At 72.3% G+C, this 24,504-nt stretch carries 25 protein-coding genes; 14 read left to right on the top strand and 11 right to left on the bottom strand.

Features of this window, described 5'->3' with window-relative positions:
• Positions 1–44: 44 nt before the first annotated feature.
• From DFQ13_RS06320 to moeA, 7 genes are all read right to left on the bottom strand, one after another.
• A complete protein-coding gene (locus tag DFQ13_RS06320; RefSeq protein ID WP_110079140.1) occupies positions 45–2,273 on the bottom strand; it encodes an AAA family ATPase in 2,229 nt (742 codons plus the stop codon).
• Between the two features lie 144 nt (positions 2,274–2,417).
• Complete coding sequence (gene pssA / locus DFQ13_RS06315; protein ID WP_407643139.1) at positions 2,418–3,362, bottom strand: CDP-diacylglycerol--serine O-phosphatidyltransferase; 945 nt, start codon at positions 3,360–3,362, stop codon at positions 2,418–2,420.
• 56 nt (positions 3,363–3,418) lie between these two features.
• Entirely contained in the window at positions 3,419–4,120 is a 702-nt protein-coding gene (locus tag DFQ13_RS06310) for a phosphatidylserine decarboxylase (protein ID WP_110079138.1), read from the bottom strand.
• 80 nt (positions 4,121–4,200) lie between these two features.
• Positions 4,201–4,338, bottom strand: a complete 138-nt coding sequence (locus tag DFQ13_RS33615; RefSeq protein WP_161784512.1) for a hypothetical protein — start codon at positions 4,336–4,338, stop codon at positions 4,201–4,203.
• Positions 4,335–4,919, bottom strand: a complete 585-nt coding sequence (locus DFQ13_RS06305) for a DUF433 domain-containing protein (RefSeq protein ID WP_233427826.1) — start codon at positions 4,917–4,919, stop codon at positions 4,335–4,337. Before DFQ13_RS06305 ends, DFQ13_RS33615 begins: the two co-directional genes overlap by 4 nt.
• A gap of 277 nt (positions 4,920–5,196) precedes the next feature.
• Complete coding sequence (locus DFQ13_RS06300) at positions 5,197–5,478, bottom strand: GlsB/YeaQ/YmgE family stress response membrane protein (RefSeq protein ID WP_035286792.1); 282 nt, start codon at positions 5,476–5,478, stop codon at positions 5,197–5,199.
• A 16-nt stretch (positions 5,479–5,494) separates the two neighbouring features.
• Positions 5,495–6,691 (bottom strand): molybdopterin molybdotransferase MoeA, encoded by a 1,197-nt coding sequence (moeA, locus tag DFQ13_RS06295; protein WP_035286793.1) that lies wholly within the window; start codon positions 6,689–6,691, stop codon positions 5,495–5,497.
• An 88-nt stretch (positions 6,692–6,779) separates the two neighbouring features.
• On the opposite strand from moeA, the gene DFQ13_RS06290 reads away from it, so the two are divergent.
• From DFQ13_RS06290 to DFQ13_RS06260, 7 genes are all read left to right on the top strand, one after another.
• Positions 6,780–7,409, top strand: coding sequence for an AIM24 family protein (locus DFQ13_RS06290; RefSeq protein WP_110079137.1), 630 nt, complete (start codon positions 6,780–6,782; stop codon positions 7,407–7,409).
• 166 nt (positions 7,410–7,575) lie between these two features.
• Positions 7,576–8,838 (top strand): serine/threonine-protein kinase, encoded by a 1,263-nt coding sequence (locus tag DFQ13_RS06285; RefSeq protein WP_110079136.1) that lies wholly within the window; start codon positions 7,576–7,578, stop codon positions 8,836–8,838.
• A 197-nt stretch (positions 8,839–9,035) separates the two neighbouring features.
• Positions 9,036–10,658: a chaperonin GroEL gene (groL, locus tag DFQ13_RS06280; protein ID WP_035286799.1), complete on the top strand. Its 1,623-nt coding sequence runs from the start codon at positions 9,036–9,038 to the stop codon at positions 10,656–10,658.
• Positions 10,659–10,919: 261 nt separating this feature from the next.
• Positions 10,920–11,108 (top strand): hypothetical protein, encoded by a 189-nt coding sequence (locus DFQ13_RS06275; protein WP_035286801.1) that lies wholly within the window; start codon positions 10,920–10,922, stop codon positions 11,106–11,108.
• A 148-nt stretch (positions 11,109–11,256) separates the two neighbouring features.
• Positions 11,257–11,856, top strand: coding sequence for a hypothetical protein (locus tag DFQ13_RS06270; protein WP_146241122.1), 600 nt, complete (start codon positions 11,257–11,259; stop codon positions 11,854–11,856).
• Between the two features lie 11 nt (positions 11,857–11,867).
• Positions 11,868–12,056, top strand: coding sequence for a hypothetical protein (locus tag DFQ13_RS06265; RefSeq protein WP_035286805.1), 189 nt, complete (start codon positions 11,868–11,870; stop codon positions 12,054–12,056).
• A 197-nt stretch (positions 12,057–12,253) separates the two neighbouring features.
• The gene (locus DFQ13_RS06260; protein WP_110079325.1) at positions 12,254–14,455 is read left to right on the top strand and encodes a HelD family protein; all 2,202 of its coding nucleotides are present in this window, start codon (positions 12,254–12,256) and stop codon (positions 14,453–14,455) included.
• 34 nt (positions 14,456–14,489) lie between these two features.
• Here DFQ13_RS06260 and DFQ13_RS06255 read toward each other — a convergent pair whose 3' ends face one another.
• Positions 14,490–14,975: an SRPBCC family protein gene (locus tag DFQ13_RS06255; RefSeq protein ID WP_035286809.1), complete on the bottom strand. Its 486-nt coding sequence runs from the start codon at positions 14,973–14,975 to the stop codon at positions 14,490–14,492.
• A complete protein-coding gene (locus DFQ13_RS06250; protein WP_035286812.1) occupies positions 14,959–15,312 on the bottom strand; it encodes an ArsR/SmtB family transcription factor in 354 nt (117 codons plus the stop codon). The genes DFQ13_RS06255 and DFQ13_RS06250 overlap by 17 nt, the downstream gene beginning before the upstream one ends.
• A gap of 114 nt (positions 15,313–15,426) precedes the next feature.
• Here DFQ13_RS06250 and DFQ13_RS06245 point away from each other — a divergent pair, with 114 nt between their 5' ends.
• The 7 genes from DFQ13_RS06245 to DFQ13_RS06215 all read left to right on the top strand — a co-directional run bounded on the left by DFQ13_RS06245 (position 15,427) and on the right by DFQ13_RS06215 (position 19,002).
• Positions 15,427–15,654, top strand: a complete 228-nt coding sequence (locus tag DFQ13_RS06245; protein ID WP_035286814.1) for a PspC domain-containing protein — start codon at positions 15,427–15,429, stop codon at positions 15,652–15,654.
• 123 nt (positions 15,655–15,777) lie between these two features.
• On the top strand, positions 15,778–16,095 hold the full coding sequence (locus tag DFQ13_RS06240) for a hypothetical protein (RefSeq protein WP_146241120.1): 318 nt from the start codon (positions 15,778–15,780) through the stop codon (positions 16,093–16,095).
• Between the two features lie 75 nt (positions 16,096–16,170).
• Positions 16,171–16,464, top strand: coding sequence for a protease inhibitor I42 family protein (locus DFQ13_RS06235; protein WP_110079133.1), 294 nt, complete (start codon positions 16,171–16,173; stop codon positions 16,462–16,464).
• A 137-nt stretch (positions 16,465–16,601) separates the two neighbouring features.
• Positions 16,602–17,201, top strand: coding sequence for an RNA polymerase sigma factor (locus tag DFQ13_RS06230; RefSeq protein ID WP_035277553.1), 600 nt, complete (start codon positions 16,602–16,604; stop codon positions 17,199–17,201).
• A 5-nt stretch (positions 17,202–17,206) separates the two neighbouring features.
• Positions 17,207–17,683 carry a carboxypeptidase-like regulatory domain-containing protein gene (locus tag DFQ13_RS06225; protein ID WP_052020287.1) on the top strand — a complete coding sequence of 159 codons (477 nt, stop codon included), beginning with the start codon at positions 17,207–17,209 and terminating at the stop codon, positions 17,681–17,683.
• Positions 17,684–17,895: 212 nt separating this feature from the next.
• On the top strand, positions 17,896–18,339 hold the full coding sequence (locus DFQ13_RS06220; RefSeq protein ID WP_233438279.1) for a helix-turn-helix domain-containing protein: 444 nt from the start codon (positions 17,896–17,898) through the stop codon (positions 18,337–18,339).
• Positions 18,340–18,405: 66 nt separating this feature from the next.
• Positions 18,406–19,002: a PIN domain-containing protein gene (locus DFQ13_RS06215; RefSeq protein WP_110079132.1), complete on the top strand. Its 597-nt coding sequence runs from the start codon at positions 18,406–18,408 to the stop codon at positions 19,000–19,002.
• A 131-nt stretch (positions 19,003–19,133) separates the two neighbouring features.
• Here DFQ13_RS06215 and DFQ13_RS06210 read toward each other — a convergent pair whose 3' ends face one another.
• Both DFQ13_RS06210 and DFQ13_RS06205 read right to left on the bottom strand, forming a co-directional pair.
• A complete protein-coding gene (locus DFQ13_RS06210) occupies positions 19,134–20,450 on the bottom strand; it encodes a M1 family metallopeptidase (RefSeq protein ID WP_110079131.1) in 1,317 nt (438 codons plus the stop codon).
• 12 nt (positions 20,451–20,462) lie between these two features.
• Entirely contained in the window at positions 20,463–24,347 is a 3,885-nt protein-coding gene (locus tag DFQ13_RS06205; RefSeq protein WP_110079130.1) for a Pls/PosA family non-ribosomal peptide synthetase, read from the bottom strand.
• Positions 24,348–24,504: the final 157 nt, after the last annotated feature.

Below are 24,504 nucleotides of genomic sequence, written 5' to 3'. Positions count from 1 at the left end.
GGGTGCGCCCCGGGCGCACCCGGACCGATCCACAGTGGACCCGGTCAGGACCGCTGGGCGGCGTAGGCCTCCAGCGCGGCCAACTGGGCCGGGTCCAACGACGGCCGGACCGCCGCGCTCGCCGCGCGCAGGTGCTCCGCGGTGACCACCGTGGCCTCCAGGGACTCCCGCATCGCCGTCAGCGCCGCCTCCCGGATCAGCGCCGCGCAGTCCGCCGCCGAGTACCCCTCCAGGTCCGCCGCGTACGCGTCGAGGTCGACGTCCTCGGCGAGCGGGGTGTTGCGCGCGGTCGCCTTGAGGATCGCGGCGCGGGCCTCGGCGTCCGGCGGTGGGACGTAGATGAGACGTTCCAGCCTGCCCGGGCGCAGCAGGGCCGGGTCGACGAGTTCCGGGCGGTTGGTGGCGCCGATGACGACCACGTCGCGCAGGGGTTCCACACCGTCCAACTCGGTCAGCAGGGCGGCGACGATGCGGTCGGAGACCCCGGAGTCGGAGGACTGGCCGCGGCGGGGGGCCAGGGCGTCGATCTCGTCCAGGAAGATCACCGCGGGGGCGGCCTCGGCGGCCCGGCGGAACAGGTCGCGCACGGCGCGCTCGGACTCGCCGACCCACTTGTCCATCAGCTCCGCGCCCTTGACCGACAGCACGTTGAGCTGCCCCGTGCCCGCCAGCGCCCGCACCAGGAACGTCTTGCCGCCACCGGGCGGGCCGTAGAGCAGGACACCGCGCGGCGGGGCCACCCCGAGGCGGGCGAAGGAGTCCGGGTAGCGCAGCGGCCACAGCACCGTCTCGGTCAGCGCCTGCTTGGTCTCCACCATGTCCCCGACGTCGTCCAGGCTCAGGTCGCCGGTGCGCAGCGACGACGACAGCGACGACGGGCGGACGGTGTCCAGGGCGCCCACGATGTCGTCGGCGGTGATGCTGGGCGCGTCCTTGTCCCGCAGGGCGGCCCGGATGGCGGCCTCCCGGCGCAGCGCCACCAGGTCGGCGGCGACGAAGCCGGGGGTGCGCTCGGCCAGCACCCCGAAGTCCACACCGGACTCCACCGGCAGGTCGCGCAGCAGCACCCGCAGCAGCTCCACCCTGGTCTTCGCGTCCGGCAGCGGGATCGCCAGCTCGCGGTCGATCAGGTGCACCCCGCGCGCCCTGGCGTCGACCGCCTCCGGGTGCGCCGAGGTGGCGACCAGGGCGGTCTTGGGCAGGTCGACCGCCGCGCGCAGGATGTCCAGGACGACGGTGGCCAACGGCGGGGGAGTGGTCGCCGGGAGCAGCACGTCCAGGTCGTCGACCAGCAGCACCGCCGCGCGCCCCGCGGCGGAGTGCGCGCGCAGCGCCTCGACGGCCGCGGTCACCCGCGCCGCCGCCGCGTTCGCCTCCAGCACCGCCACGGTCGGGCCGACCAGCTCGACCACCGCCGCGTCCGCCGCGTGCGCGACCGCCCGCACCAGGCTCGCCTTGCCGACCCCCTCCGGCCCGGTGACCAGCACCCCCAGCCGCACGTCGGCGCCCAGGCGTTCGAGCAGGTCGGGGCGGGTGAAGGCCAGTTCGAACCACTCGGCGAGGGTGCGCGCGGCCGCCCGCGAACCGACCAGGTCGGCCAGCGGCAGCGGCTCCGGGGCCTGCTGCTCGGCCGGGGTGAACGCCACCGCGGGCGCGGGCTCGGCCACCGCCACCGGCGCCCCGCCGACCGGCACGGCCGCCCGCTCCCCGGTCCGCGCGCCGTCGCGCCAGCCGACCACGGTGGACGGGTGCACGGTGACCACGCCGGCGGGCTCGACCGCGGTGACGGTCAGCAGTTCGTTGGTCCAGGTGGCGCCGATCGCCCGGGACAGCCTCCCGCGCACCTCGCCCGCGTCGGTGCCCGGCGCCAGGTCCTGCGGCAGCAGCGACACCGCGTCGCCGACGGTGAAGACCTTGCCCACCAGGGCCAGCCGCAGCGTCTCCGGGGTCAGCGACGTGCTCGCCAGCCGGGAGCCGGACACGGTGACCGACGTCGCCCGCGCCACCTCCACCGGGGCCACGACCACCTCGGACCCCTCGGTGACGCCGAGGTTCGACATGGTCACGTCGTCGAGCAGCACCACCCCGGTCGGACCGGTGCCGTCCCCGGCGGCGGCCAGCGCGGCGCTGACCCGCGCCCCGGTCAGCCGCACCGCGTCCCACTGGCGCAGGCCGAGCGCGTCGAGCACCTCCGGGTGCAACCGCACCACCCCGCGCCGGGTGTCGAGCGCCGAGGGGGAGAGCCGGACGGTCAGCGTGATCTGCGAGCCCACGCCCGCGAGTCTTCCACGCCCCCGGCTCCGGGACGCGACGACTCGGCCCCCAGCGCCCCGGAACCCGGTGGCTCCACAACTCAGTACTTCAGTGGTTCAGCAACTCAGCAGTCCAGGAACCCAGTGGCCCTGTGGTCCGGCGGTTCAGCGGTCCTCGGGCTCCCCGGGGCCCGGCCGCGACTGGCGCCGCAGCCCGGTGCGCCGCCAGGTGCGCCCGCGCAACCCGGGCCGGGGCTCCGGCGGCAGCATCATCGGCAGCGGTTCGCCCTCGCCCGCGCGCAGCGGCCTGCGCACCGCGCGCCGCGCCGCCCCGGCGACCCGGCGCAGCGGTGGCCGCAGCCCCAGCCTGCGCCGGTAGCCGCCGTGCGCCCGGCGGATCGCCCGGCGCTCCTTGGCGGGCACGTCCCACGCCTCCGGGTGGTCGGCCAGCCAGCGCTTGCGCCGCACCGCGTACGGGATGTGCGCGAGGTAGAGGCCCAGCAGGACCGCCAGCGCGACCATCGGGTAGGTGATCACCACGGCGGCCAGCAGGCCCACCCCGACCAGCAGCGGCGCCACCGCCCGCGCGGGCACCCGCACGGTCTTCACCGACAGCGTCGGGATGCGGCTGATCAGCAGCGCGGCCATCAGGATGGTCCACACCATGACCACCGGCTGCGACTGCCACCAGTGGCCGTTGTCGCCGTACTCGATGGTCAGGATCATCGGCAGCAGCGCCAGCAGGCCACCCGCGGGCGCGGGCACGCCGACGAAGAACTCCTTGGCGTACACCGGTTGGTCGGTGTCGTCGAGCAGGGTGTTGAACCGCGCCAACCGCAGCACGATGCACACGGCGAAGATCAGCGACACCACCCAGCCGACCCGGTCCCCGCCGAAGCGCCAGGTGTAGAGCACCAGCGCGGGCGCCACGCCGAAGGAGATGGCGTCGGCGAGCGAGTCCAGCTCGGCGCCCATCTTGCTGGTCGCGTCCAGCATCCGGGCGATGCGCCCGTCGAGGCTGTCGAGCACCGCCGCCACCGCGATGGCCGCGATGGCCGCCGCGAGCTGGCCCTTGAGGGTGAACTGCACCGCCGACAGGCCCGCGCACATGGCCAGGACGGTGATCGCGTTCGGCAGCAGCCGCACGCCCGGCGCGGTCGCCACGGTCAGGCTCCCGGCAGCTCGGCCAGGACGGTCTCGCCGCCGATGGTCCGCTGCCCCGGCTCCACCAGCACCCGGCTGCCGAGCGGCACGTACAGGTCCACCCGCGACCCGAAGCGGATCAACCCGTAGGTCGCACCGGCCTCGACCTCGTCCCCGTCGGACACGTCGCAGAAGATGCGCCGCGCCACCAGCCCGGCGATCTGCACCACGGCCAGGTCGTGCCCGTCGCGGGTGCGCAGGTGGACGCTGTTGCGCTCGTTGACCTCACTGGCCGCGTCCAGGTCGGCGGAGAGGAACTGCCCGGCCTGGTGCACGGCCTTCACGACCCGCCCCGGCGCGGGAATCCGCTGCACGTGCACGTCGAACACGGACAGGAAGGCGCTGACCCGCAGCATCGGCTCCCCACCCAACCCCAACTCGACGGGCGGCACGGCCTCCACCACGTGCGACACGGTCCCGTCGGCGGGCGCGGTCGCGATCCCCGGCCGCTGCGGCGTCACCCGCTGCGGCTCGCGGAAGAACCAGGCCAGCCACGCGGTCAGAATCCCGCCACCGACCCCCACCCGCTTGGAGAACCGCCGCACCAACAGCGTGGCGCCGAGTCCGGCCAGGACGAACGGGCGCCCCCCCGGGTGCACCGGCGGGATGATGCTCCTCGTCAACTCGACGAGGTGCTTGAGCGTGGACTGCGGGGCGGCGCTCATCGGTTGGCTGTTTCCTCGCGTCTCGACCGGATTTGCGGCACACGGTACGCGAACCGGGTCGCTCACCGGCGTGGCGCTGGTCAGACGAGCCGCAGCCGGATGTCGTCCAAGGCTGCCAGGTCCTCGTCCTCGGCGCACGAGAACGTGTGGTCGTGGTGGAGTGCGGCGACGTCGGGGATCAGTCTCGGGCTGAGGTTGTGGTCGATGAAGAACCTCATGCCGAGTCGCGGACCAGTCGGTCGAAGTCGACGGCGTCCCGGGCCGCGGCCGCTGACACGCCCGGGTAGAAGTACGCCACGCGCTCCAGCGACACATCGCCACCGGAAACCAGGGACGCGACCGTGTCGTAGCCGATGCGGGTGTCGGCGATGGTCGGCCAGCCGCCCAGCCTGCCCGCTCGGACCTCCAGGTGGCTGCGCGGTCGCAGGAAGTCGACCACTTGCTCGCCACGGCGGTTCTCGAACGCCCCGAATATCTCGGCGAGGCTGAGCACCTCGTACTGCCCCGGCTTCCCGACGAGGTCCACCGCGTTGCCCGCCTCGTCGATCAGTCCGATCGTCTTCCCATCGGTGCCGAAGCGGTATCTGGACGGGTGTTCGGTGAGATCGAGCGCGGACATGTTCTCGAAGGCCCGGCGGATGTTCTGCAGTGACGTGCTCGCCCGCAGCCGCACCACTGTGCGCAGCGCGACGACGTCGCGGAAGGAGTAGAGCAGGCGGGGCTCGGTGGCGATCTCCGGTGAGAACAGGCCGGTCGAGTGCCAGTGGCGGAGCCGGTCACGGGAGGTGCCTGTCAGCACCGCTGTCAGATCCGTGGGAAATGCCATTCCCGCACCGCCTCCCCTGCTCGCGCACCTTGTCCGCAGTGTGGCAGTGGCGGACGGGAGTTGGCAGCTCAGAGCCGGAAGAACGCTCGTTCACGCGAACGAGACAGGAACGGGACACCCGAGCGACGCCTGCGTCCCCCGACGACGCAGGCGCCGACCGGATGCCCCGTTCTGGAGCAGTTGGAAGTCTACGTGGCGGTCGCCCGGTCGGGCAATGGAGCACGAACGGTCCTGCATGGTGGGAAATTGTCTACCTGCGACCACGTCGGGTCGGGCGGCCCTGGACCGCGCGCAGGACCGCCAGCAGCACGACCGCGCCCAGGGCGGCGACGCCGAGGCTGGGGAAGTCGAACTCGAAGGTCATCTCGCGGCCGGTGAGCAGCCGGTGCAGCAGGCCGCCGAGGGCGGCGCCCACGACCCCCACCAGCACGCTGACCAGGCAGCCCTGCCGCCGCCGGTCGCGGCCACCGACCACCAGGTTGGCCGCCCAGCCCGCGATCGCGCCGAACACGACCCACGCGAAGAAGCCCATGCGGCCAGCGTACGGGTCAGTCGAGCAGGACCACGTCCACCTCGGCCCCCTCGGGCACCTCCGTGACGTCCTCGGGGATCTCGATCAGGCAGTTGGACGCGGCGAACGAGGCCAGCAGGTGCGAGCCGGGCCCACCCACCGGGACGACCTCCACGCTCCCCGAGTCGTGCCTGCCCCGGCGGTACTGCACGCGCCCGGCGGGCGAGGTCATGGCCGCCGCCGCCCGCGCCCTGGCCCGGGGGCGGTCGACGCTCCGGTGGCCCAGGGCGCCGAGCAGGGCCGGGCGCAGGAACAGCTCGAACGACAGCGCCGCGCTCACCGGGTTGCCCGGGAACGCCACCACCGGCAGCCCGTCCACCAGCCCGGACCCCTGCGGCCCACCCGGCTGCACCAGCACCCGCACGAACTCCACCCCGCGCCCGGTCAGGGCGTCCTTGACCACCTCGTACGCCCCCGCGCTCACCCCGCCCGAGGTGACCAGCACGTCCGCGGTCCCCGCCCGCGCCGCCACCACCGACCGGAACTCCTCGACGTCGTCCGGCACGAACCGCAGCACCTCCGCGACCCCGCCGACCTCCTCGACCCCCGCGGCGATCAGCACGCTGTTCGACTCGTGGATCTGCCCGAACTCCAGTTCCCGCCCCGGTTCCACCAGCTCCGACCCGGTGGACAGCACCAGCACCCTGGGGCGGCGGCGCACCGGCAGCGCCGCCGCGCCGACCGCCGCGGCCAGACCCAGTTGCGGCGGGCCCAACACGGTCCCGGCGCTGAGCACGACCGTCCCGGCCACCACGTCCTCGCCGACCATCCGCAGGTGCCTGCCCACGGGCACGGCCGAGTTGACGGTGACGACCTCGGTCCCCCCGTCGGTCAGTTCCACCTGGACCACCGCGTCCGCGCCCGGCGGCAGCGGTGCCCCGGTCATGATCCGGTGCGCCGTGCCCGGCTCCAGCGGCCGCACCGCGGTGCGCCCGGCCGGGATGTCGTCGGCCACCGGCAGTGCCACCGGGGCCCCCGCGACGTCGGCGGCGCGCACCGCGTAACCGTCCATCGCGGAGTTGTCGAACGGCGGCAGCGACACCGCCGCCACCAGGTCCTCGGCCAGCACCAGCCCCCGGCAACCGGCGAGCGGCGTCACCGCCACCGGCAGCGCGGGCAGCAGCGCCGCCACCTCGGCCTGGTACTCCCGCACGCTGTAGGTCCGTTTCGCCACGGCCCCATCCTGCCCTGCCGCCGCCGTGCCACACTCCCACCCTGTCCCGGCCGGACGAGCCTGCCGGGGCGGGAGGAAGGGGACGCGCGTGCAGGTCCGCACCCGGCACACCCCCGCGTTCGGGGTCGCCCGTCTGCTGCTGGCCCCGGGTGAGGCGGTGCAGGCGGAGTCCTCGGCGATGCTGGCGACCAGCTACGGCGTGCACGTCGAGCCCAAGGGCCGCGCGGGCCGCGGCCGGTCGGTGCCCGCCGTGTTCACCGCGGGCACCGAGGGCGGCTGGGTCGACATCGCCCCCGCCTTCCCCGGCGACGTCCACACCATCGACCTCGACGGCACCGCGGGCTGGTGCGTCTCCCGGGGAAGCTGGCTGGCGGTCACGGCAACCCTGCGCGCGGACGCCCAGTGGCCCGGGTTCCACTCCCTCTTCGGCGCCGAGCACGGCTTCCTCGAACACGCCACCGGCACCGGCTCCCTCGTCCTGGCCTGCTGCGGCGCCCTGGACACGGTCACCCTGGCGGCGGGCGAGTTCATCACCGTCGACCCCGCCCACCTGCTGGCCTACAGCGACGAGACCCAGGCCCGCCTGCGCGCCGTCTCCCAGTCCGGCCCGCAGTCGGTCCGCACCGGCGAGGGCCTGATCCTCGACTTCGCGGGCCCGGGAACGCTCCTCACCCAAACCCGCACCCCGCGCGCCATGGCGGCCTGGCTGGGCCGCTGATCCCGGGGCCGACCACCCACCCGGGCACACCCACGAAGATCCCGGGCTTCGAAACGGGGCCACGGCCGAGCAGGCCCGCCCCGAGCACCACACCCCCCAGGGGTGAAACGCGCCGGTTGCGGCGACCGGGCGCGGAACGCGCGGCGCGGACGTTAGGCTCGCCAGCGTGTCGGAGGACCTCACCGGGCGTCGCCTAGGCCATTACCGCATCGACGGGGTGCTGGGTAAGGGCGGGATGAGCGTCATGTACCGGGCCACCGACGTCCGACTCGGGCGCCGGGTGGCGCTCAAGGTCATCGCCGAGCACCTCACCGAGGACCCGGAGTTCCGCGAGCGCTTCGTCGACGAGGCCCGCAACACCTCCGCCATCGACCACGCGAACGTCGTCCCGCTCTACGACTTCGGCGAGGTCGACGGGCTGCTCTACATCGCCATGCGGCTGGTGGACGGCTCGGACATGGCCGGCCTGGTCAAGGAGGGGCCGATGGCCCCGCAGCGGGCGCTGAGCCTGCTCGGCCAGGTCGCCGAGGCGCTGGACAACCTGCACGAGCGCGGCCTGGTGCACCTCGACGTGAAACCGGCGAACGTGCTGGTCACCACGCGCGAGTCGGCCGGTGAGCACATCTACCTCGCCGACTTCGGCCTGACCCGGCGCGGGGCCACCGGCCACCGCACCCGAGGCGGCGACTTCCTCGGCTCGCCGACCTACGCCGCCCCCGAGCACCTGCGCGGCGAACCGGTCGACGGCCGCACCGACCAGTACTCGCTGGCCTGCGTGCTGTTCGCCTGCCTGTCGGGCCGCCCGCCGTTCCAGGGGCAGGTGCCCGAGGTCATCCAGGGCCACCTGAACCGGGAGCCACCGGCGGTCACCGAGCACGTGCAGCTCCCGCCCGCGATCGACGACGTGATCCGGCGCGGCATGGCGAAGTCGCCGACCCAGCGCTACGCCACCTGCCGCGAGCTGGTCGCCGCCGCGCGCGCCGCGCTGACCAACGTGCCGCGCAGGCCGCCGCCGCGCGGTCCGCAGGGCACGATGATGGGTCCCGGCCAGCCCCCCGGGCAGCAGCAGCGCCCGCCGCAGCAGCAGCGGCCCCAGCAGTACCAGCCGGGCGGGCCCCGGTCGCTGCCCTCGCAGGCCGAGCCGGTGCGGCTGCGCCCGCCGGTGCCCGCGGGCAGCACGGCCTTCGGCGCGGAGAAGTCGGGCAACCGGTGGATCGCGCCGGTGCTGGTGGGCGCGGTGGCCATCGCCGCGATCGTGCTGGCCGTCGTCTTCCTGACCGGTGACTCCGGTGGCGGTGACGGCACGCCGGAGCCGACCGCCCCGTCGATCCAGGTGGGCCCGGAGGACACCGGCAGTGGGTCGACGACCGCGCCGTCGAGCACCCGCCGGACGCTGCCGCCGTCGATCTCCATCGTCCCGGCGCCCTGATCGGGGACGTCACCGGCTGTTCCGACCTGCTTTTCTTGCACTCGACCCCGTCGAGTGCTAAACACGTATTGGCACTCGGGGTCCCCGAGTGCCAGCGACAGAGGTCGGGACAGGTGAGGCCGGCAGGATGCCGGTCGTCCGTCGCGGGCACCGCCTGGCCGTAGGTGTTTCCAATCAAGCCGGAGGACCACACCGCAATGGCCAAGTTGATCGCGTTCGACGAGGAAGCGCGTCGCGGCCTCGAGCGCGGACTGAACATCCTCGCCGACGCCGTGAAGGTGACGCTGGGCCCGCGTGGCCGCAACGTCGTGCTCGAGAAGAAGTGGGGCGCGCCCACCATCACCAACGATGGTGTGTCGATCGCCAAGGAGATCGAGCTCGAGGACCCCTGGGAGAAGATCGGGGCCGAGCTGGTCAAGGAGGTCGCCAAGAAGACCGACGACGTCGCCGGTGACGGCACCACCACCGCCACCGTGCTGGCGCAGGCGCTCGTCCGCGAGGGCCTCCGCAACGTCGCCGCGGGCGCCGACCCGCTGTCGCTCAAGCGCGGCATCGAGCAGGCCGTCGAGGCCGTGATCGAGCAGCTGCACAAGCAGGCCAAGGAGGTCGAGACCAAGGAGCAGATCGCCGCCACGGCGTCCATCTCCGCGGGCGACTCCACCATCGGCGAGCTCATCGCCGAGGCGCTCGACAAGGTCGGCAAGGAAGGCGTCATCACCGTCGAGGAGAGCAACGCCCTCGGCATGGAGCTCGAGCTCACCGAGGGCATGCGCTTCGACAAGGGCTACATCTCCGGTTACTTCGTGACCGACCCCGAGCGCCAGGAAGCGGTCCTCGAGGACCCCTACATCCTGCTGTTCGGCTCCAAGATCTCCTCGGTCAAGGACCTGCTCCCGCTGCTGGAGAAGGTCATGCAGTCCGGCAAGCCGCTGCTGATCATCTCCGAGGACGTCGAGGGCGAGGCCCTGGCCACCCTGGTCGTCAACAAGATCCGCGGCACCTTCAAGTCCGTCGCGGTCAAGGCGCCCGGCTTCGGCGACCGCCGCAAGGCGATCCTGCAGGACATCGCGATCCTGACCGGCGGCCAGGTCATCTCCGAGGACGTGGGCCTCAAGCTGGACAACGCGGGCATCGAGCTGCTGGGCAAGGCCCGCAAGGTCGTCGTCACCAAGGACGAGACCACCGTCGTCGAGGGTTCGGGTGACGCCGAGCAGATCCAGGGCCGCGTCAACCAGATCCGCGCCGAGATCGAGAAGTCGGACTCCGACTACGACCGCGAGAAGCTCCAGGAGCGCCTGGCCAAGCTCGCCGGTGGTGTCGCGGTCATCAAGGCCGGTGCCGCCACCGAGGTCGAGCTCAAGGAGCGCAAGCACCGCATCGAGGACGCGGTGCGCAACGCCAAGGCCGCCGTCGAGGAGGGCATCGTCGCCGGTGGTGGCGTCGCGCTGCTCCAGGCCGCCGAGGCCGCCTTCGCGGGCCTGAAGCTGACCGGCGACGAGGCCACCGGTGCCAACATCGTCAAGGTCGCCGTCGAGGCCCCGCTCAAGCAGATCGCGGTCAACGCCGGTCTCGAGGGTGGCGTCGTGGTGGAGAAGGTCAAGGGCCTGCCCCAGGGCCACGGCCTCAACGCCGCCACCGGCGAGTACGAGGACCTGCTCGCCGCGGGCGTGCCGGACCCGACCAAGGTGACCCGCTCGGCCCTGCAGAACGCCGCGTCCATCGCCGCGCTGTTCCTCACCACCGAGGCCGTCGTCGCCGACAAGCCGGAGAAGGCCGGTGCCGCCCCCGCGGGCGACCCGACCGGTGGCATGGACTTCTGATCCACGCCTGTTCCACCGCTTTTCCCGGAAGGCCCGGGCCGCGATTCCGCGGCCCGGGCCTTTTGTTCCTCAGGCTGAAATTCTCGTATCGCGTGGACGTCAAGCTCGACCAACTGCGGCAGGGGGGGTCCTTCCCTGTCGCTGTCGACAACGCTGCGGTGGCGTTCTTTGCTGGACCCGCTCACCGTCGGGATGGACACTGTGCGACGCGCACCTGCGGTTCTTGCTGCCGGAGGTGACGCCGTGGTGGAGGGAGTCGGTATGACCGAGAACATCAGGGTGGGCGACCGGGTCGTGGCACCGCTGGGGGTGGACGAGGTCGAGGGCGTGGTCCTTGGGGTCTCCTCACCTGGGGTCCGCCCCATGGTCACCGTGCAGTTGGACCTCGCGGAACTGGACGAGCCCTTCGTGACCTCATTCCCGACGGAGGTCGTGCGGCTCGCCGCCTGAGCTGGCTCGACCAGGGGAGCGTGTCCACTGCGGTGTGATGCGCTCCCCTTATCGTTTGCCCTTGTTACCTGGTTTGAAATGCCTGTTTCATTGTTTGAAATAAAGGGTCGCCCATTCGTGGAAATGCGACCGAACGTATGTTTGCCCGGTGAAATCGAACGCATTGACGGTCTGGAGAGAGGAACGCTCCCGAAGGCTCGACCGCCTCGTGGCCGCGCATCACCGGACGCTCGACGCCGAGGCGATGGACGAGTGGGGAGCGAACGAGCTCTCGCACGCCGTGCTCCTCCGCCTGGCGGCGGAATTCCAAGGCTTCTGCCGCGACCTGCTCGACGCCTGCGTCGAGGTGGTCTTCGCGGCCGCCGGTATCGCCGACCGGGGGCTTGAGAACGTGTTCAGGTCCCACAACGTGCTGCGCGGTCGCCGCCTGGATTCGGGTAATGCCACGAAGGACAACATCGCCATCGACTTCTTGCGGTGTGGTCTGGAGGTGTGGGTGGAGTTGGGGACCCATTTCCCCCATCAGGTGAGAGGTTGGATCTCAACTGTGAACCTGCTCAACCAAGCGCGCAACGGGATCGCGCACGACGTCGAGGCGAAGCTCAACCTGCTGCGGCGGGACGGTCATTCGCTATCGCTGGCGACAGCGCTGGAATGGCGGTTCTCGCTGGACGAGCTCGCTGAGGCGATGGACACTGTGTGCAGCACGTACCTGCGGACTCTGCTGCCGGAGTTGGTGCAGTGGTGAGAGGAATCGACATGGCTGAGGACATCAGGGTCGGCGACCGGATCGTGGCGCCGTTCGGGCTCAGGGAGGTCGAGGGCGTGGTGCTCCGGGTGTCCTCACCCGGGCTGCGCCCGATGGTCACCGTGAGCCTGGAGATGCCGGACATCGACGAGCCCTACGTGACCTCGTTCCCGAGGGAGGACCTGCGGCTCGCCGCCTGAGCCACTCGGACCGGGGGAGTGCGTCCACTGCGGTGTGATGCGCTCCCCCTCGCCGTTTCCCCGACACCGGTTCTGCGTTACATTGGGAGGTCATTGCGCACAAAAAAAGACGCCGTTGCTGGCGTCGTGTAAACGATTTTACGCCACGTGGAGGGCGATTGTCAACCGAGATCGGCGTCGAGCAGGAATACGTCTCGATGTTGTACGCGCGGCTCGACGGGTTGCGTGCGGACAGTGGTGCGCGGTTGGCCCGGACGTTGCGGGAGACCAGCAGCAGTCCCACCGCCATGACCCACCGGGATGCCGAGACCGCGCACCACAGCGCGGCGTTGGCGCAGTACGGGGCGGTGGAGAACGGGTTGTGCTTCGGCAGGCTCGACTTCGCCGACGGCGGGCGCGGCTACATCGGCAGGCTGGGGCTGTTCGACGAGTCCGGCGACCACGAACCCCTGCTGATGGATTGGCGCGCCCCCGCCAGCAGGCCCTTCTACCTGGCCACCGCCGCCTCCCCGGACGGGGTGCGCAGGCGCAGGCACATCCGCACCTCCCGGCGCCGGGTCACCGCCGTCGACGACGAGGTGCTTGACCTCGCCGCCGGGCGGGACGCGCACGAGGGCGTGACCGGGGAGGCCGCGCTCCTCTCCGCGCTGAACGCCTCCCGTACCGGCCGCATGTCGGACATCGTCGAGACCATCCAGGCCGAGCAGGACGAGATCATCCGCTCCGGCCTCAACGGCGTCTTGGTGGTCCAGGGTGGACCTGGCACCGGCAAGACCGCCGTGGCGCTGCACCGCGCCGCCTTCCTGCTCTACACCCACCGCGAGCAGTTGTCGCGGCGCGGTGTGCTGGTGATCGGGCCGAACGCGACGTTCCTCAAGTACATCGGGCAGGTGCTGCCCTCCCTCGGGGAGACCGGTGTGCTGTTGCAGACGGTGGGGGAGCTGTACCCGGGTGAGCGGGGTGTGCGCCCCGAGCCCGCGCGGGCGGCGGAAATCAAGGGGCGCCTGGACGCGGTGGAGGCGTTGCGCCGCGCGGTCCGCGACCGGCAGGTGGTGCCGGACGAGCCGATGACGCTCGTGGTGGAGCGCGAGGAGTTGGTCCTGGACGGGCCGACCGTGCTGGCCGCGCAGGAGCGGGCGCGGCGCTCGCGCAAGCCGCACAACGCCGCCCGCCCGCTGTTCGCCGAGGCCGTCGTGGCCGCCCTGACCCGGCAGGAGGCCGAGCGCCTGGGCGCTGACTTCCTGGAGGAGGGCGACCTGGCCGACATCCGCCGCGAACTGGCCGCCGACGACGAGGTGCGGGCGGCCATCGAGGAGCTGTGGCCGCTGCTGACCCCGCAGACCCTGCTGTCGGACCTCTACGCCTGCCCCGACCGCCTGGAGGTGGCGTTCCCGGACCTGCGCGAGGACGAGCGGGCGCTGCTGCTGCGCTCCCCCCGCCTCGGCTGGACCGCCGCCGACGCCCCCCTCCTGGACGAGGCGGCCGAACTGCTGGGCGTCGACGACCGCCTGGAGCGGGCCAGGGCCGACCAGCGCAGGCGCGACGAGCAGGACTACGCCCAGGGCGTCCTCGACATCCTGCAGTTGGAGGACGAGGCCGACCCCGACATCCTCACCGCCTACGACCTGATCGACGCGAGCCGCCTCGCCGAGCGCAACGACGAGGAGGACCACCGCACCGCCGCCGAGCGCGCCGCCGCCGACCGGGACTGGACCTTCGGCCACGTCATCGTGGACGAGGCCCAGGAGCTGTCCGCCATGGCCTGGCGCGTCCTCATGCGCCGCTGCCCCTCCCGGTCCATGACCCTGGTCGGGGACGTGGCGCAGACCGGTGACCTGGCGGGGGCCACGGCGTGGTCGGACGTCCTGGGCCCCTACGTCGAGGACCGCTGGCGCCAGACCGAGCTGACGGTCAACTACCGCACCCCGGCGGAGGTCATGGCGGTGGCCGCGTCCGTCCTGGCGGAACTGGGGACCTCGCTGACCCCGCCGTCCTCGGTCCGGGAGACCGGTGCGAACCCGTGGCGCGTGCGGACGACCGACCTGGCCGGGACGGTCGCCGCACTGGCCGCCGAGGGGTCCGCGCACCCGGGCACCCTGGCCGTCCTGGTGCCGGAGTCCCTGGTGGACCAGGTGGGCAAGGCCGTCGCCGCCCGACTGCCCGACGCGGCGATCGGCGAGCACCCGGAGCTGGAGAGCCAGGTGGCGGTGCTGACCGTCCGCCAGTCCAAGGGCTTGGAGTTCGACGGGGTGCTGCTGGTGGAACCCGCGCGGGTCGTGGCCGAGTCGCCGCGCGGCCGCAACGACCTGTACGTGGCGCTGACCCGGGCGACCCAGCGGCTCGGGGTCGTGCACACCGAGCCCGTGCCGGAGGCCCTGTCCGCCATCGCGGAGCGGTGATCCCGGGCGCTGCCGACGGTGTCGGCGCCCGGGGTCAGAGCAGGGAGAGGGCGACCTCGTCGAGGTGGTTCATGGAGGTCTGCATGCCGACCTCCATGCCCGAGTTCACGTGGGTGTCCCGGTGCTCCTTGCAGCTGTGCTGCACCAGGACGCTCAGCGTGGTGCGGCCGTCCCGCTCGGTCAGCGTCAGCGTGTTGACCGCCTCGCCGTCGGGGGCGCCCTCGTAGACCTCGGTGGCGACGATGCGCTCGTTCTCGGTGATCTCGCGGTACTCGCCGTGGAAGCCGACCTCGAAGTCGCCGTCGGCCACCATGACGTAGCGCCAGGTGCCGCCCACGCGCAGGTCGACCTCGATGGACTTGACCTCGCCCATGTCGCCCGCCCACCAGCGCTCGATCAGCTCGGGGGTCGTCCAGGCCTTGTAGACGAGGTGCTTGGGGGCGTCGAACTCGCGGGTGATGAGGATCTGGGTGTCGCTGGGGAGCGTCACGACCGCGGTGCCCTTAGTGGCCAGTGCCATTGTCTTCTTCCTCCTGCTTGAGTTCTTCGAGGACGTCGTCGAGCGCGTCGAAGCGGCTCGACCACGTGCGTTCGTACTGCCTGACCCAGTCGTGGATCGGTTTGAGCGGTTCGCCGTTGAGGCGGTAGAGCCGTTGCCGCCCTTCCTCGCGAACCTCGACCAGGCCCACTTCGCGGAGCACCCGCAGGTGCTTGGACACCAGCGGCTGCACCACCCCGAGCGCTTCGACGAGGTCGGTCACCGACCGCTCCCCGGCCACCAGCAGGTCCAGGATCTGCCTGCGCCGGGGCTCGGCCACCGCGTTGAACGCGTCCGTCGTGGTCGCTGCCCTCGCCATGCCGAGAACATTACATACCCATATGGGTATGAGTCAATCCCGGGGTTGTCCCCGAGTCGGGATTCCGGGTCGATCCCCGATGCCGGACCGGCGCTGAGCAGCCAAAGTGGAGGCATGACGAACTTCGGAGAGACCGAGACCAAGGTCCGCAAGCTGCGCCGCAGCCGCACCGACAGGATGCTCTCGGGCGTCTGCGGCGGCATCGCCAAGGCGGTCGGCATCGACGCCGCGCTGGTGCGCATCGGGCTGGTGGCCGCCACCCTGCTCGGGTTCGGCGCGGGCGCGCTGATCTACGTGGCCTGCTGGGTCCTGATGCCGGAGGAGGACGCGCCTGCCTACTAGGCCGTGCTCAGGGCGCCGGTCTGGTCGCTGTGGCGCCCGGCCGGGTGGGGTGGCGCAACGCTGCCAAGGCGCAAATTCGCCGAAACGTGGACGTATCCCCGGTGGCGCGTCGGACTCTTACAGGTGTCCGGAACAACCGACCACCCGGGGGAGGAAGCCATGTGCGTCACCACCTCGACGCCCGATTTGACGGTGCGGGTGCGGGACGTGGCGGCTGCCGGGCCCGGTCGGTGGGTGCGGGGGCGCACCGTCGCGCGGCTCTGGTCGCACGACGCGTCGACCGGGGTCTGGATGTGGGTGGAGGGGGTCGGCTGGAAGCGGTTGGCCCCGGGGGTGGGGCACACCCGCCTGACCGCGTTGGCGGTGGAGGCCGTGCACGGCGGCCGTCCGGTGGACTACCGCGAGGACGCGGTGGGCCGTATCGAACAGATCCTGGTGTGAGCACGGGGGCCGGCGGTGGCGGAACGGGCGCAGGGGAGCCGTTCCGCCACCTTCCGCCGGGTGGAGGAGCGGGTGATGGCGTTGGTGAGGCTGTCGGTGGCGGACGCCGCCGGGCCGACCGGGCTGCGCAGCGGGGACACCGTCGAACTCCGGTTGCCGGAGTCCCCGATGACGACCACCGGTTACCGGTGGCGGTGGCTGCTGCCCGAGGCGCTGCGGATGGTCGCGGACGTACCGGGTACGGGCGGGGGTCGCACCCTGACCTTCGACGTCACCGCGTGCGGTCGGCACGAGCTGCGGGCGGAGCTGGCCCGGCCGTGGGAGGAGCAGGCCCGGCAGGCCTTCACTTTCGTTCTGGACGCGTCCTAGGGACACTCAGGGGGGACAGCCGGTTCGGCGGTCCGGGCACGGCGGGCCGCGCGGGGGCGCGGCAGGCCCGCCCGGCCCGGTGCACCGGGCACCACCAGGGAGAACGACCCCGGACGACGAAGAGTGGGGTGGAAGCGGTGATCCGCACGGTAGGGACCAATCCGCCATGGGAGGGCCTGCAGGGCGCCGATCGCCACGCGGCGTGCGTGCTCGCGGCCAGAGCGGGCGACAAGTCCGCCCTCGACGTGATCGTGGCGGAGCTGTCCCCGCTGGTGTGGCACATCTCGCGCGGCGTCGGCCTCGACCGCACCGCCGCCGAGGACGTGGTGCAGACGGTGTGGCTGGCGCTGCTGCGCAACCTCGACAAGGTCGCCGAGCCCAAGGCGCTCGTCGGCTGGCTGGTGATCACGACCAAGCGCGAGGCGGTGCGCACCCGCAGGCGCGGCACCGCCCAGGGCGACCTCCCGCAGGAGGCCGCCGAGCACGTGCACAGCACCGAACCGATGCCCGAGGCGGAGGTCCTGCGCGACGAGCGGGACCACCGGCTGTGGAGCGCGTTCCACCGGCTGCCCGCGCGCTGCCAGGAACTGCTGCGGCTGACCGTGCTGCAGGGCCGCGCGAACTACCAGGTCGTCGCCGAGGCGATGGAGATGCCGCGCGGCAGCATCGGCCCGACCCGCGGCCGGTGCCTGCAGAACCTGCGCGACCTGTACGAAGATGGGGAGGGTGGCAGATGAGGACCATGGACGGACACGAGATGGAACCCGCCGAGCACGACTACTGGATGGGCGAGGTCGCCCGGCTCATGGACGAGCTCGACCCGGTGCCCGAGGGCCTGGTCGAGCGCTCACAGTTCGCCCTCGCCATCGAGGACATCGACGCCGAGGTCGAGCTGGAGGCCGCCCGCTGGGCTGACCAGCGCGCCCTCGCGGGCGTCCGCGGCGGCGGCACCGGCACCATGACCTTCTTCGTCGGCGACCTCACGGTCATGGTCAACGTGACCCGCACCGGGGAGCGCCAGCGCATCGACGGCTGGCTCGTCCCGGCGGGCGAGCACGGCGTCGAGGTCCGCGTCGCCGACCACGACACGGCCAAGACCGTCGCGGACGAGGGCGGCCGGTTCGTGCTCACCGAGGTCCCCCGGGGCACCACCCAGATCCGCGTCCGGATGCACGGCGGCAAACCGCGCACCGTGGTCACCCCGACCGTCGACCTCTGACCGCTTCTCCCCCTCGCGGTGAGGCTCGCGGTCTGACGCCAGATCCACCGATCCCCGCAGCATCCACACCGCGCTCAGCCTGCTCGACCCACCGACGGTGTGATGTGCACCTTGAGAGTGAATCCACTCGACCGGTATGACGCCATCGACTAAGGTTGCACATACAGGTGAAAGTTGGTTCAGTTGCAACTGTAAGTGTTGGGGAGGGAGTGGTGACGGTGTCGAGGCTGGTGGCCAGGGCTGATCGTGATGTCCTGTTGGCGGACGAACGCGATCAGCGGCAGGCGCAGGCGTTGATGACCTCACTTCCCGCACACGGCGCCCGGTTCACCGCCGAGGTCGAGGGGGAAGGCTCCGCGGTTCGAGTGCCGGATGAGTTGTCGGCGATGATCGCTCAGGTGGTCCACGCTGTGGCGCGTGGGCATGCGGTCACCATCAGTTCGATGCCCGAAGAACTGACGACCACTGCGGCCGCTCAACTGCTGGGCGTGTCCCGCCCCACGTTGATGCGCAAGGTCAACTCCGGTGAGATCCCCTCGCACAAAGTCGGCTCGCACACCCGCCTGCGCACAGTTGACGTGCTGCGCGAACAACACGACCGCAGGCAACGTCAACTGGCGGCATTCAACGAACTGCGGGCATTGGAAGACGACTGATCTGGCTCATCATGCCCACCGACCGGTCTTGGGCGGCTGTGCCAAGCCGGTGGATACCCTCTCGCGGTGGTCTCAACGAGAGTGTTCACCGACGCGAACGTGTTCTACTCCCGCACCCTGAGGGACTGGCTCGCGTTGTTGCAACTCCAAGGCGGCGCGTACACGGTCTACTGGACTGAGGACGTACTCGCGGAGACGGTATACCGCCTGCGGCGGAAACACCCGGACTGGAACGGCGCGAAGATCACCGCGATAAGGGATCGGATCGCGGAAACCTTTGAAGGGGGTCGAGTCGACGACTTCACCATCGATGGCTCGTTCTCCGGCGGCGACGTCGACGACCAGCACGTGCACGCCGCGGCTCTGGCCTGTCAGGCAGATTTCATCCTGACCTGCGACAACGGCTTTGTTGTCGCTGGTCAGGATGTTGATTCGATGCCTTATGAGGTTTACCGACCCGACGACTTCTTCGTGTTGGTCGATGACAGCACACCCCACGTCGTGCGACAGGTGACTTACGACCAGACCCTTTACTGGGTTGGCCGGACTGGTCGTGCCGACTTGGCGAGCAAGCTGAGCGATGCGGGTTGCCCCGAGTTCGCTGAACGGGTTCGGGACCACCAAGGGCGGTTGTCCTTCCCCGTCAATGCTGATCACTCCTGAGCGAGAGTGCTGTTCATTTCGGCTGGACTCGTCGACTTGCTCGAAGCGCGAGTTCACATGCGCCGCAGTGGTGTGGGCTGTGGGCGGGTTGGCCGGTCAGGCGAGGTGCGGGTTGTAGTCGCTGGCCCCGGTCAGGTGGGCAGGGCGGGGAGGGCCGTGCGGTACAGCCAGCGGGTGAAGAGTGCCGTCAGCGGGCCGGAGGCGTGGGTCTCGGCCAGGGCGATGAAGGCGTCGGTGGTCACCGTGCTGTGGTGATGGGTGGTGGTCCAGGTCTTGAGCAGGGTGAAGAAGGCCGGGTCGCCCAGGGTGGACCTGAGGGCGTGGAGGGTGAGGGCGCCGCGGAGGTAGACGCGGTCGTCGAAGAGGTTTTCGGTGGTGGGGTCGGCGAGGACGAGGTCCTGGGGTTGGGCGGCGAGGGTGCGCCAGGCCCGGCGGGCGTGGGTGTCGACCGGGACGCCGTCGGCGGCGGCCGACCACAGCCACTCGGCGTAGGTGGCGAAGCCCTCGTTGAGCCAGATGTGCTTCCACTCGGCGACGGTGAGGCTGTTGCCGAACCACTGGTGGGCTAGTTCGTGGGCGACCAGGTGCTCCGACCCGCGCCTGCCGTCGACGTGGTTGGTGCCGAAGACCGACAGCGACTGGGCTTCCACCGGGGCGTCCAGTTCCGCGTCGGCGATGACGACCGTGTAGCCGGGGAACGGGTAGGGGCCGAAGAGGCGGGAGAACTCCTCGATCATCCGGCCCTGGCGGCCGAAGTCGTGCCGGGCGGCCGAGGTGATCCGCGTGGGGGCGGCGAAGCGCTGGGGCACCGGGGAATTCACCGCGAACGCGCCGTAGCGTCCGATTTGGACACCAACCAGGTACGTCGGGGTCGGCGCCGCGAGCACGTACTCCCAGGTGCTGGTGCTGGCCGCCGAGCGCAGGGACGCCAGTTGCCCGGTCGCCTCCACCAGGTACGCCGACGCGGTGGTGACCGACAGCCGGTAGGTGGCCTTGTCCGACGGGTGGTCGTTGCACGGGAACCAGGACGGGGCGCCGACGGGTTGGCTGGCGACCACCACGCCGTCGTCGAGGTAGTCCCAGCCGATCTCACCCCACCGGCTGGGCACCGGGGTTGGCGAACCCAGGTAGCGGACCTCCACCACGAACGCCACCCCGGCCTGCACCGGGCGGGCCGGGGTGACGTGCAGCTTCGCCCCGCGCTGGACGTAGCGGGCCGCCCTGCCGTCCACGGTGACCCGGGCGGTGCGCAGGCCGCGGAAGTCGAGGCTCAGCCTGGACAGCGCCTGCGTGGACACCGCCGAGATCCGGGCCCGGCCGGACAGCCTGCCCGGCCCGACCCGGTAGTCCAGTTCCAGGTCGTAGTGGCTGACCCGGTAGCCGCCGTTGCCGTTCTGCGGCAGGTACGCGTCGTGGGAGGTGCTGGCCCCCGGCTCCCCTGCCTTCATGCCCCCATTCAATCAGCGACCGGCGGGCCACGCCGAGATCGGGTTGCCCAACCAGCGCGTCCCGGCGGGCACCGACTCGCCGCGCATCACCAGCGACGCCGGGCCGACCGTGGTGCGGTCGCCGACGGATGCGCCGGGCAGTGCGATGCCGTGCGGGCCGAGGGTGGCGCCCGCGCCCAGGGTCACCGGGGCCATGCTCATGATCCGGTCGTGGAACAGGTGGGTCTGCACGACGCAGCCGCGGTTGACCGTGGCCCCGTCGCCGATGTGGACCAGGTCCGACTCGGGCAGCCAGTACGTCTCCACCCACGCGCCGCGACCGATCCGGGCACCCATCGCCCGCAGCCACACCGACAGCAGCGGGGTGCCCTGGGTGGCCGGGACGGACCACGGCACCGCCAGCACCTCCACGAACGCGTCCGCCAGCTCGGTGCGCCACACGAACGAACTCCACAGTGGACGTTCCACCGCGCGGAACCGGCCGACCAGCAGCCATTTCGCCGCCACCGACACCGCGCACGCGGCCACACCCGCACCGAGCAGCAGCACCCCGCCCAGGGCCAGCCCCAGCCACGGGCCGAGCCAGAGGAACCCGGCCGCGGCGAGCACCGCCAGCGCCGCCGACGCCATCACCGGGACCACCCGGCACAGCTCGACCAGGGCGCGGGCCACCATCAGCCGCTTCGGCGGGTCGAAGGTGGTGCTCTCGTCACCGGTCTCGACCGTGCGGGGCAGCTTCATCGGCGGCATGCCCAGGTAGGACGACCCCGCCTTGGCCTTCTTCGGCGTGGAGGACAGCACCCCGACCAGGCCGCGGTTGGGCACCGAGCGGCCCGGCGCGGTCATCCCCGAGTTGCCCAGGAACGCGCGCTTGCCGACCTTGGCCGGTTCGATCCGCAGCCAGCCGCCGCCCAGCTCGTAGGTGCCGATCATGGTGTCGTCGGCGAGGAACGCGCCGTCGCCCACGGTGGTCATGCTGGGCAGCGCCAGCACCGTCGACGCCTCGACCCGGCGGCCGACCTTCATGCCCAGGGCGCGCAGCCACACCGGCGTCGCCAGGCTCGCGTACAGGGGGAACAGCCCGACCCGGGCCAGCCCCATGATCCGCTCGGTGGCCCACGCCTGCCACGCGACCCGGCTGTGCACCGGGTGCAGCCCCGCCCGCAGCCCGATCGACAGCGCGCGCACCGACACCAGCACCAGCAGCGCGTACGCCACCAGCCAGGTGACCGTGGCCGCGGGCACGCCGAGCAGCGCGGAACCCAGGGCGGCGGGCAGGTCCGCCGACCCGGCGGCGAACGCGCCGAGCACCAGCAGCGCCGGGACGGCCGCGAGCACCGGGAACAGGCTCAGCGCGAACGACGTGGCCGCGTACACCGCGACCCAGCGGCGCCGCCGCGGCGGCCGCACCACCCGGTGCGGTGCCTTGCCGGTGCGGCTGGCGGGCGACCCGCCCCACCGCTCCCCGGCCGGGACCGCGCCCAGCACCCCGGAGCCGGGCGCGACTGCGGCGCGCTTGCCGACCCGGGCGCCGGGGAACAGCGTGCTGCGCGAGCCGACGGTGGCACCGGCGCCGACCTTGATCCGGCCGATGCGCAGGACGTCGCCGTCGAGCCAGTGCCCGGACAGGTCCACCTCGGGCTCCACGGCCGCTCCCCGGCCCAGCTTGAGCAGGCCGGTGACCGGGGGCAGCGAGTGCAGGTCGACGTCGTCGCCGATCTTGGCGCCGAGCGCGCGGGCGTAGTGGGTCATCCAGGGGGCGCCCGCGAGGTTCGTGGCACCGGTCAGGTCGACCACCCGCTCCGCGGCCCACAGCCGCAGGTGGACGCCGCCACCGCGCGGGTAGTCGCCGGGGGTGACCCCGCGCAGCAGGACCCGGGCGGTGCCCGCGGCCAGCGCCATCCGGCCCATCGGGCTCAGGAACAGCAGCCAGCCGACCGCGACCAGCCACCAGGACGTCGTCGGCGCCCAGGTCAGCGCACCGGTCAGCGCCAGGACGTTGCTCAGCGCGGCCACGGTGACGGCCCAGCGCGCGCCGACCAGGGTCAGCATCGGGACGGTCGCCAGGGCCTGCACGACCTGCGCCTTGCGCGGCATCGGGGCGATCACGCGGTCGCTCTGCACGCTCGCGGCGGCGGCGTCGACCAGTTCGGCCAGCTCACCCAGCGTCGGGTTCTGGTACAGGTCGCTGACGGCGATGCTCGGGTACTCCGCGCGGATGCGGGAGACGAGCTGCGCGGCGGTCAAGCTGCCACCGCCGTGCTGGAAGAAGTCGGCGTCCGGGCTGCCGACCGGCACGCCCAGGATGTCGCGCCACAGCCCGGCCAGCCAGGTCTGGGTGCCGGTCAGCGCGGCGGCGTCGACCTCGGTGGTGTCGAGGTCCAGCGGCCACGGCAGGGCGTTGCGGTCGACCTTGCCGGAGGTGCGGGTGGGCAGCGTGTCGACCTCGGCCAGCAGCGGCACCAGGGCGGCGGGCAGCGCGGCGCGCAGTTGCTCCACGGCGGCCCTGGCGTCGAACCCCGGCTTCGGCACCAGGTAGCCGACCAGGAGCTGGTTGCCCGCGGCGGTGGTGCGCACCGCCGCGGCGGCGCCCGCCACGTCCGGCAGGGCCTGCAGGGCGGCGTCGACCTCGCCGAGTTCGATCCGGCGCCCGCCCAGCTTGACCTGCTCGTCGCCGCGGCCGAGGAACAGCAGGCCCTCGGGGTCGGCGGTGACCAGGTCGCCGCTGCGGTAGGCGCGGTCCCAGGACAGCGCGGGCAGCGGGGCGAACTTCTCCGCGTCCTTGGCCGGGTCGAGGTAGCGGGCCAGGCCCGCGCCGCCGATGACGAGCTGGCCGCTGCCCCCCATCGGCACCAGCTCACCCGCCTCGTCGACCACGGCCAGCTCCCAGCCGTCCAGCGGCAGGCCGATGCGCACCGGGCCCGCGCCGGTCAGCCGGGCGGCGGTGGCCACCACGGTCGCCTCGGTGGGGCCGTAGGTGTTCCACAGCTCGCGGCCCGGCACGGCCAGCCGGGCGGCCAGCTCGGGCGGGCAGGCCTCGCCGCCGAAGATCAGCAGCCGCACCTCGGCCAGCGCCTCCGCGGGCCACAGCGCGGCCAGCGTCGGCACGGTCGACACGACGGTGATCTCGCGCTCGACGAGCCACGGGCCCAGGTCGACCCCGGTGCGGACCAGCGCCCGCGGCGCGGCGACCAGGCAGGCGCCGTGGCGCCAGGCCAGCCACATCTCCTCGCAGGAGGCGTCGAAGGCCACCGACAGCCCGGCCAGCACCCGGTCGTCCGGGCCGATCGGCTCGTCGGCGAGGAACAGCTCGGCCTCGGCGTCGACGAACGCGGCGGCGCTGCGGTGGCTGACCGCAACGCCCTTGGGCTTCCCGGTCGACCCGGAGGTGAAGATGATCCACGCGTCGTGGTCCGGCGTCGGCCTGCCGGGGGCGTTGCCGCTGCTCGCGCGGGGGGTGATGGTGCGCCCGGCGCCGAGGACGGCGGTGACGGCGGCCTCGCCGAACACCAGCTCGGCCCGCTCGTCGGGGTCGTCGAAGTCGACCGGCACGTAGGCGGCACCCGCGGCCAGCACGCCCAGGACGCCGACGTAGAGGTCGACGGTGCCCGAGGGCACGCGCACGCCGACCCGGTCGCCGAGGCCGACGCCCGCGGCGTGCAGGTCGGCCTTGACCGAGTCGACCTCGGCCAGCAGCGCCCGGTAGGTCAGGACCGTGGTGCCGTCGTCCACCGCGTCGGCGTCGGGGTGCCGGGCGGCGGTGGCGGCGAGGACGTCGAGGAGGGTGCGCGGGGCGCTCTCCGGGCCTGCCCGGAAGACGGCCAGGCCGCGCGCGGCGGCCTCGGCGAGCGGGTCGGGAGCGTGGAGCAAGGACGGCGGGGAATCCATGACCGTCATCGCTTCGTTCGCATTTCTCACCTTTTCGGACCAGGGCTTGCGGTGCGTTGCCCGATGCACGTTACCCCTGGTCACCGACGTCCGGCCGCTCCGGTGGGGGTCTTCGTGTCATGTTTCACACGTGTGAGTTACGTGTAACGCCCCTTTCGCGCAAGCG

The sequence above is a fragment of the Actinokineospora spheciospongiae genome, assembly GCF_003182415.1.
In the GTDB taxonomy this organism is placed as follows: Bacteria; Actinomycetota; Actinomycetes; order Mycobacteriales; family Pseudonocardiaceae; genus Actinokineospora; species Actinokineospora spheciospongiae.
This window is presented reverse-complemented; position numbering and strand designations above follow the sequence as displayed.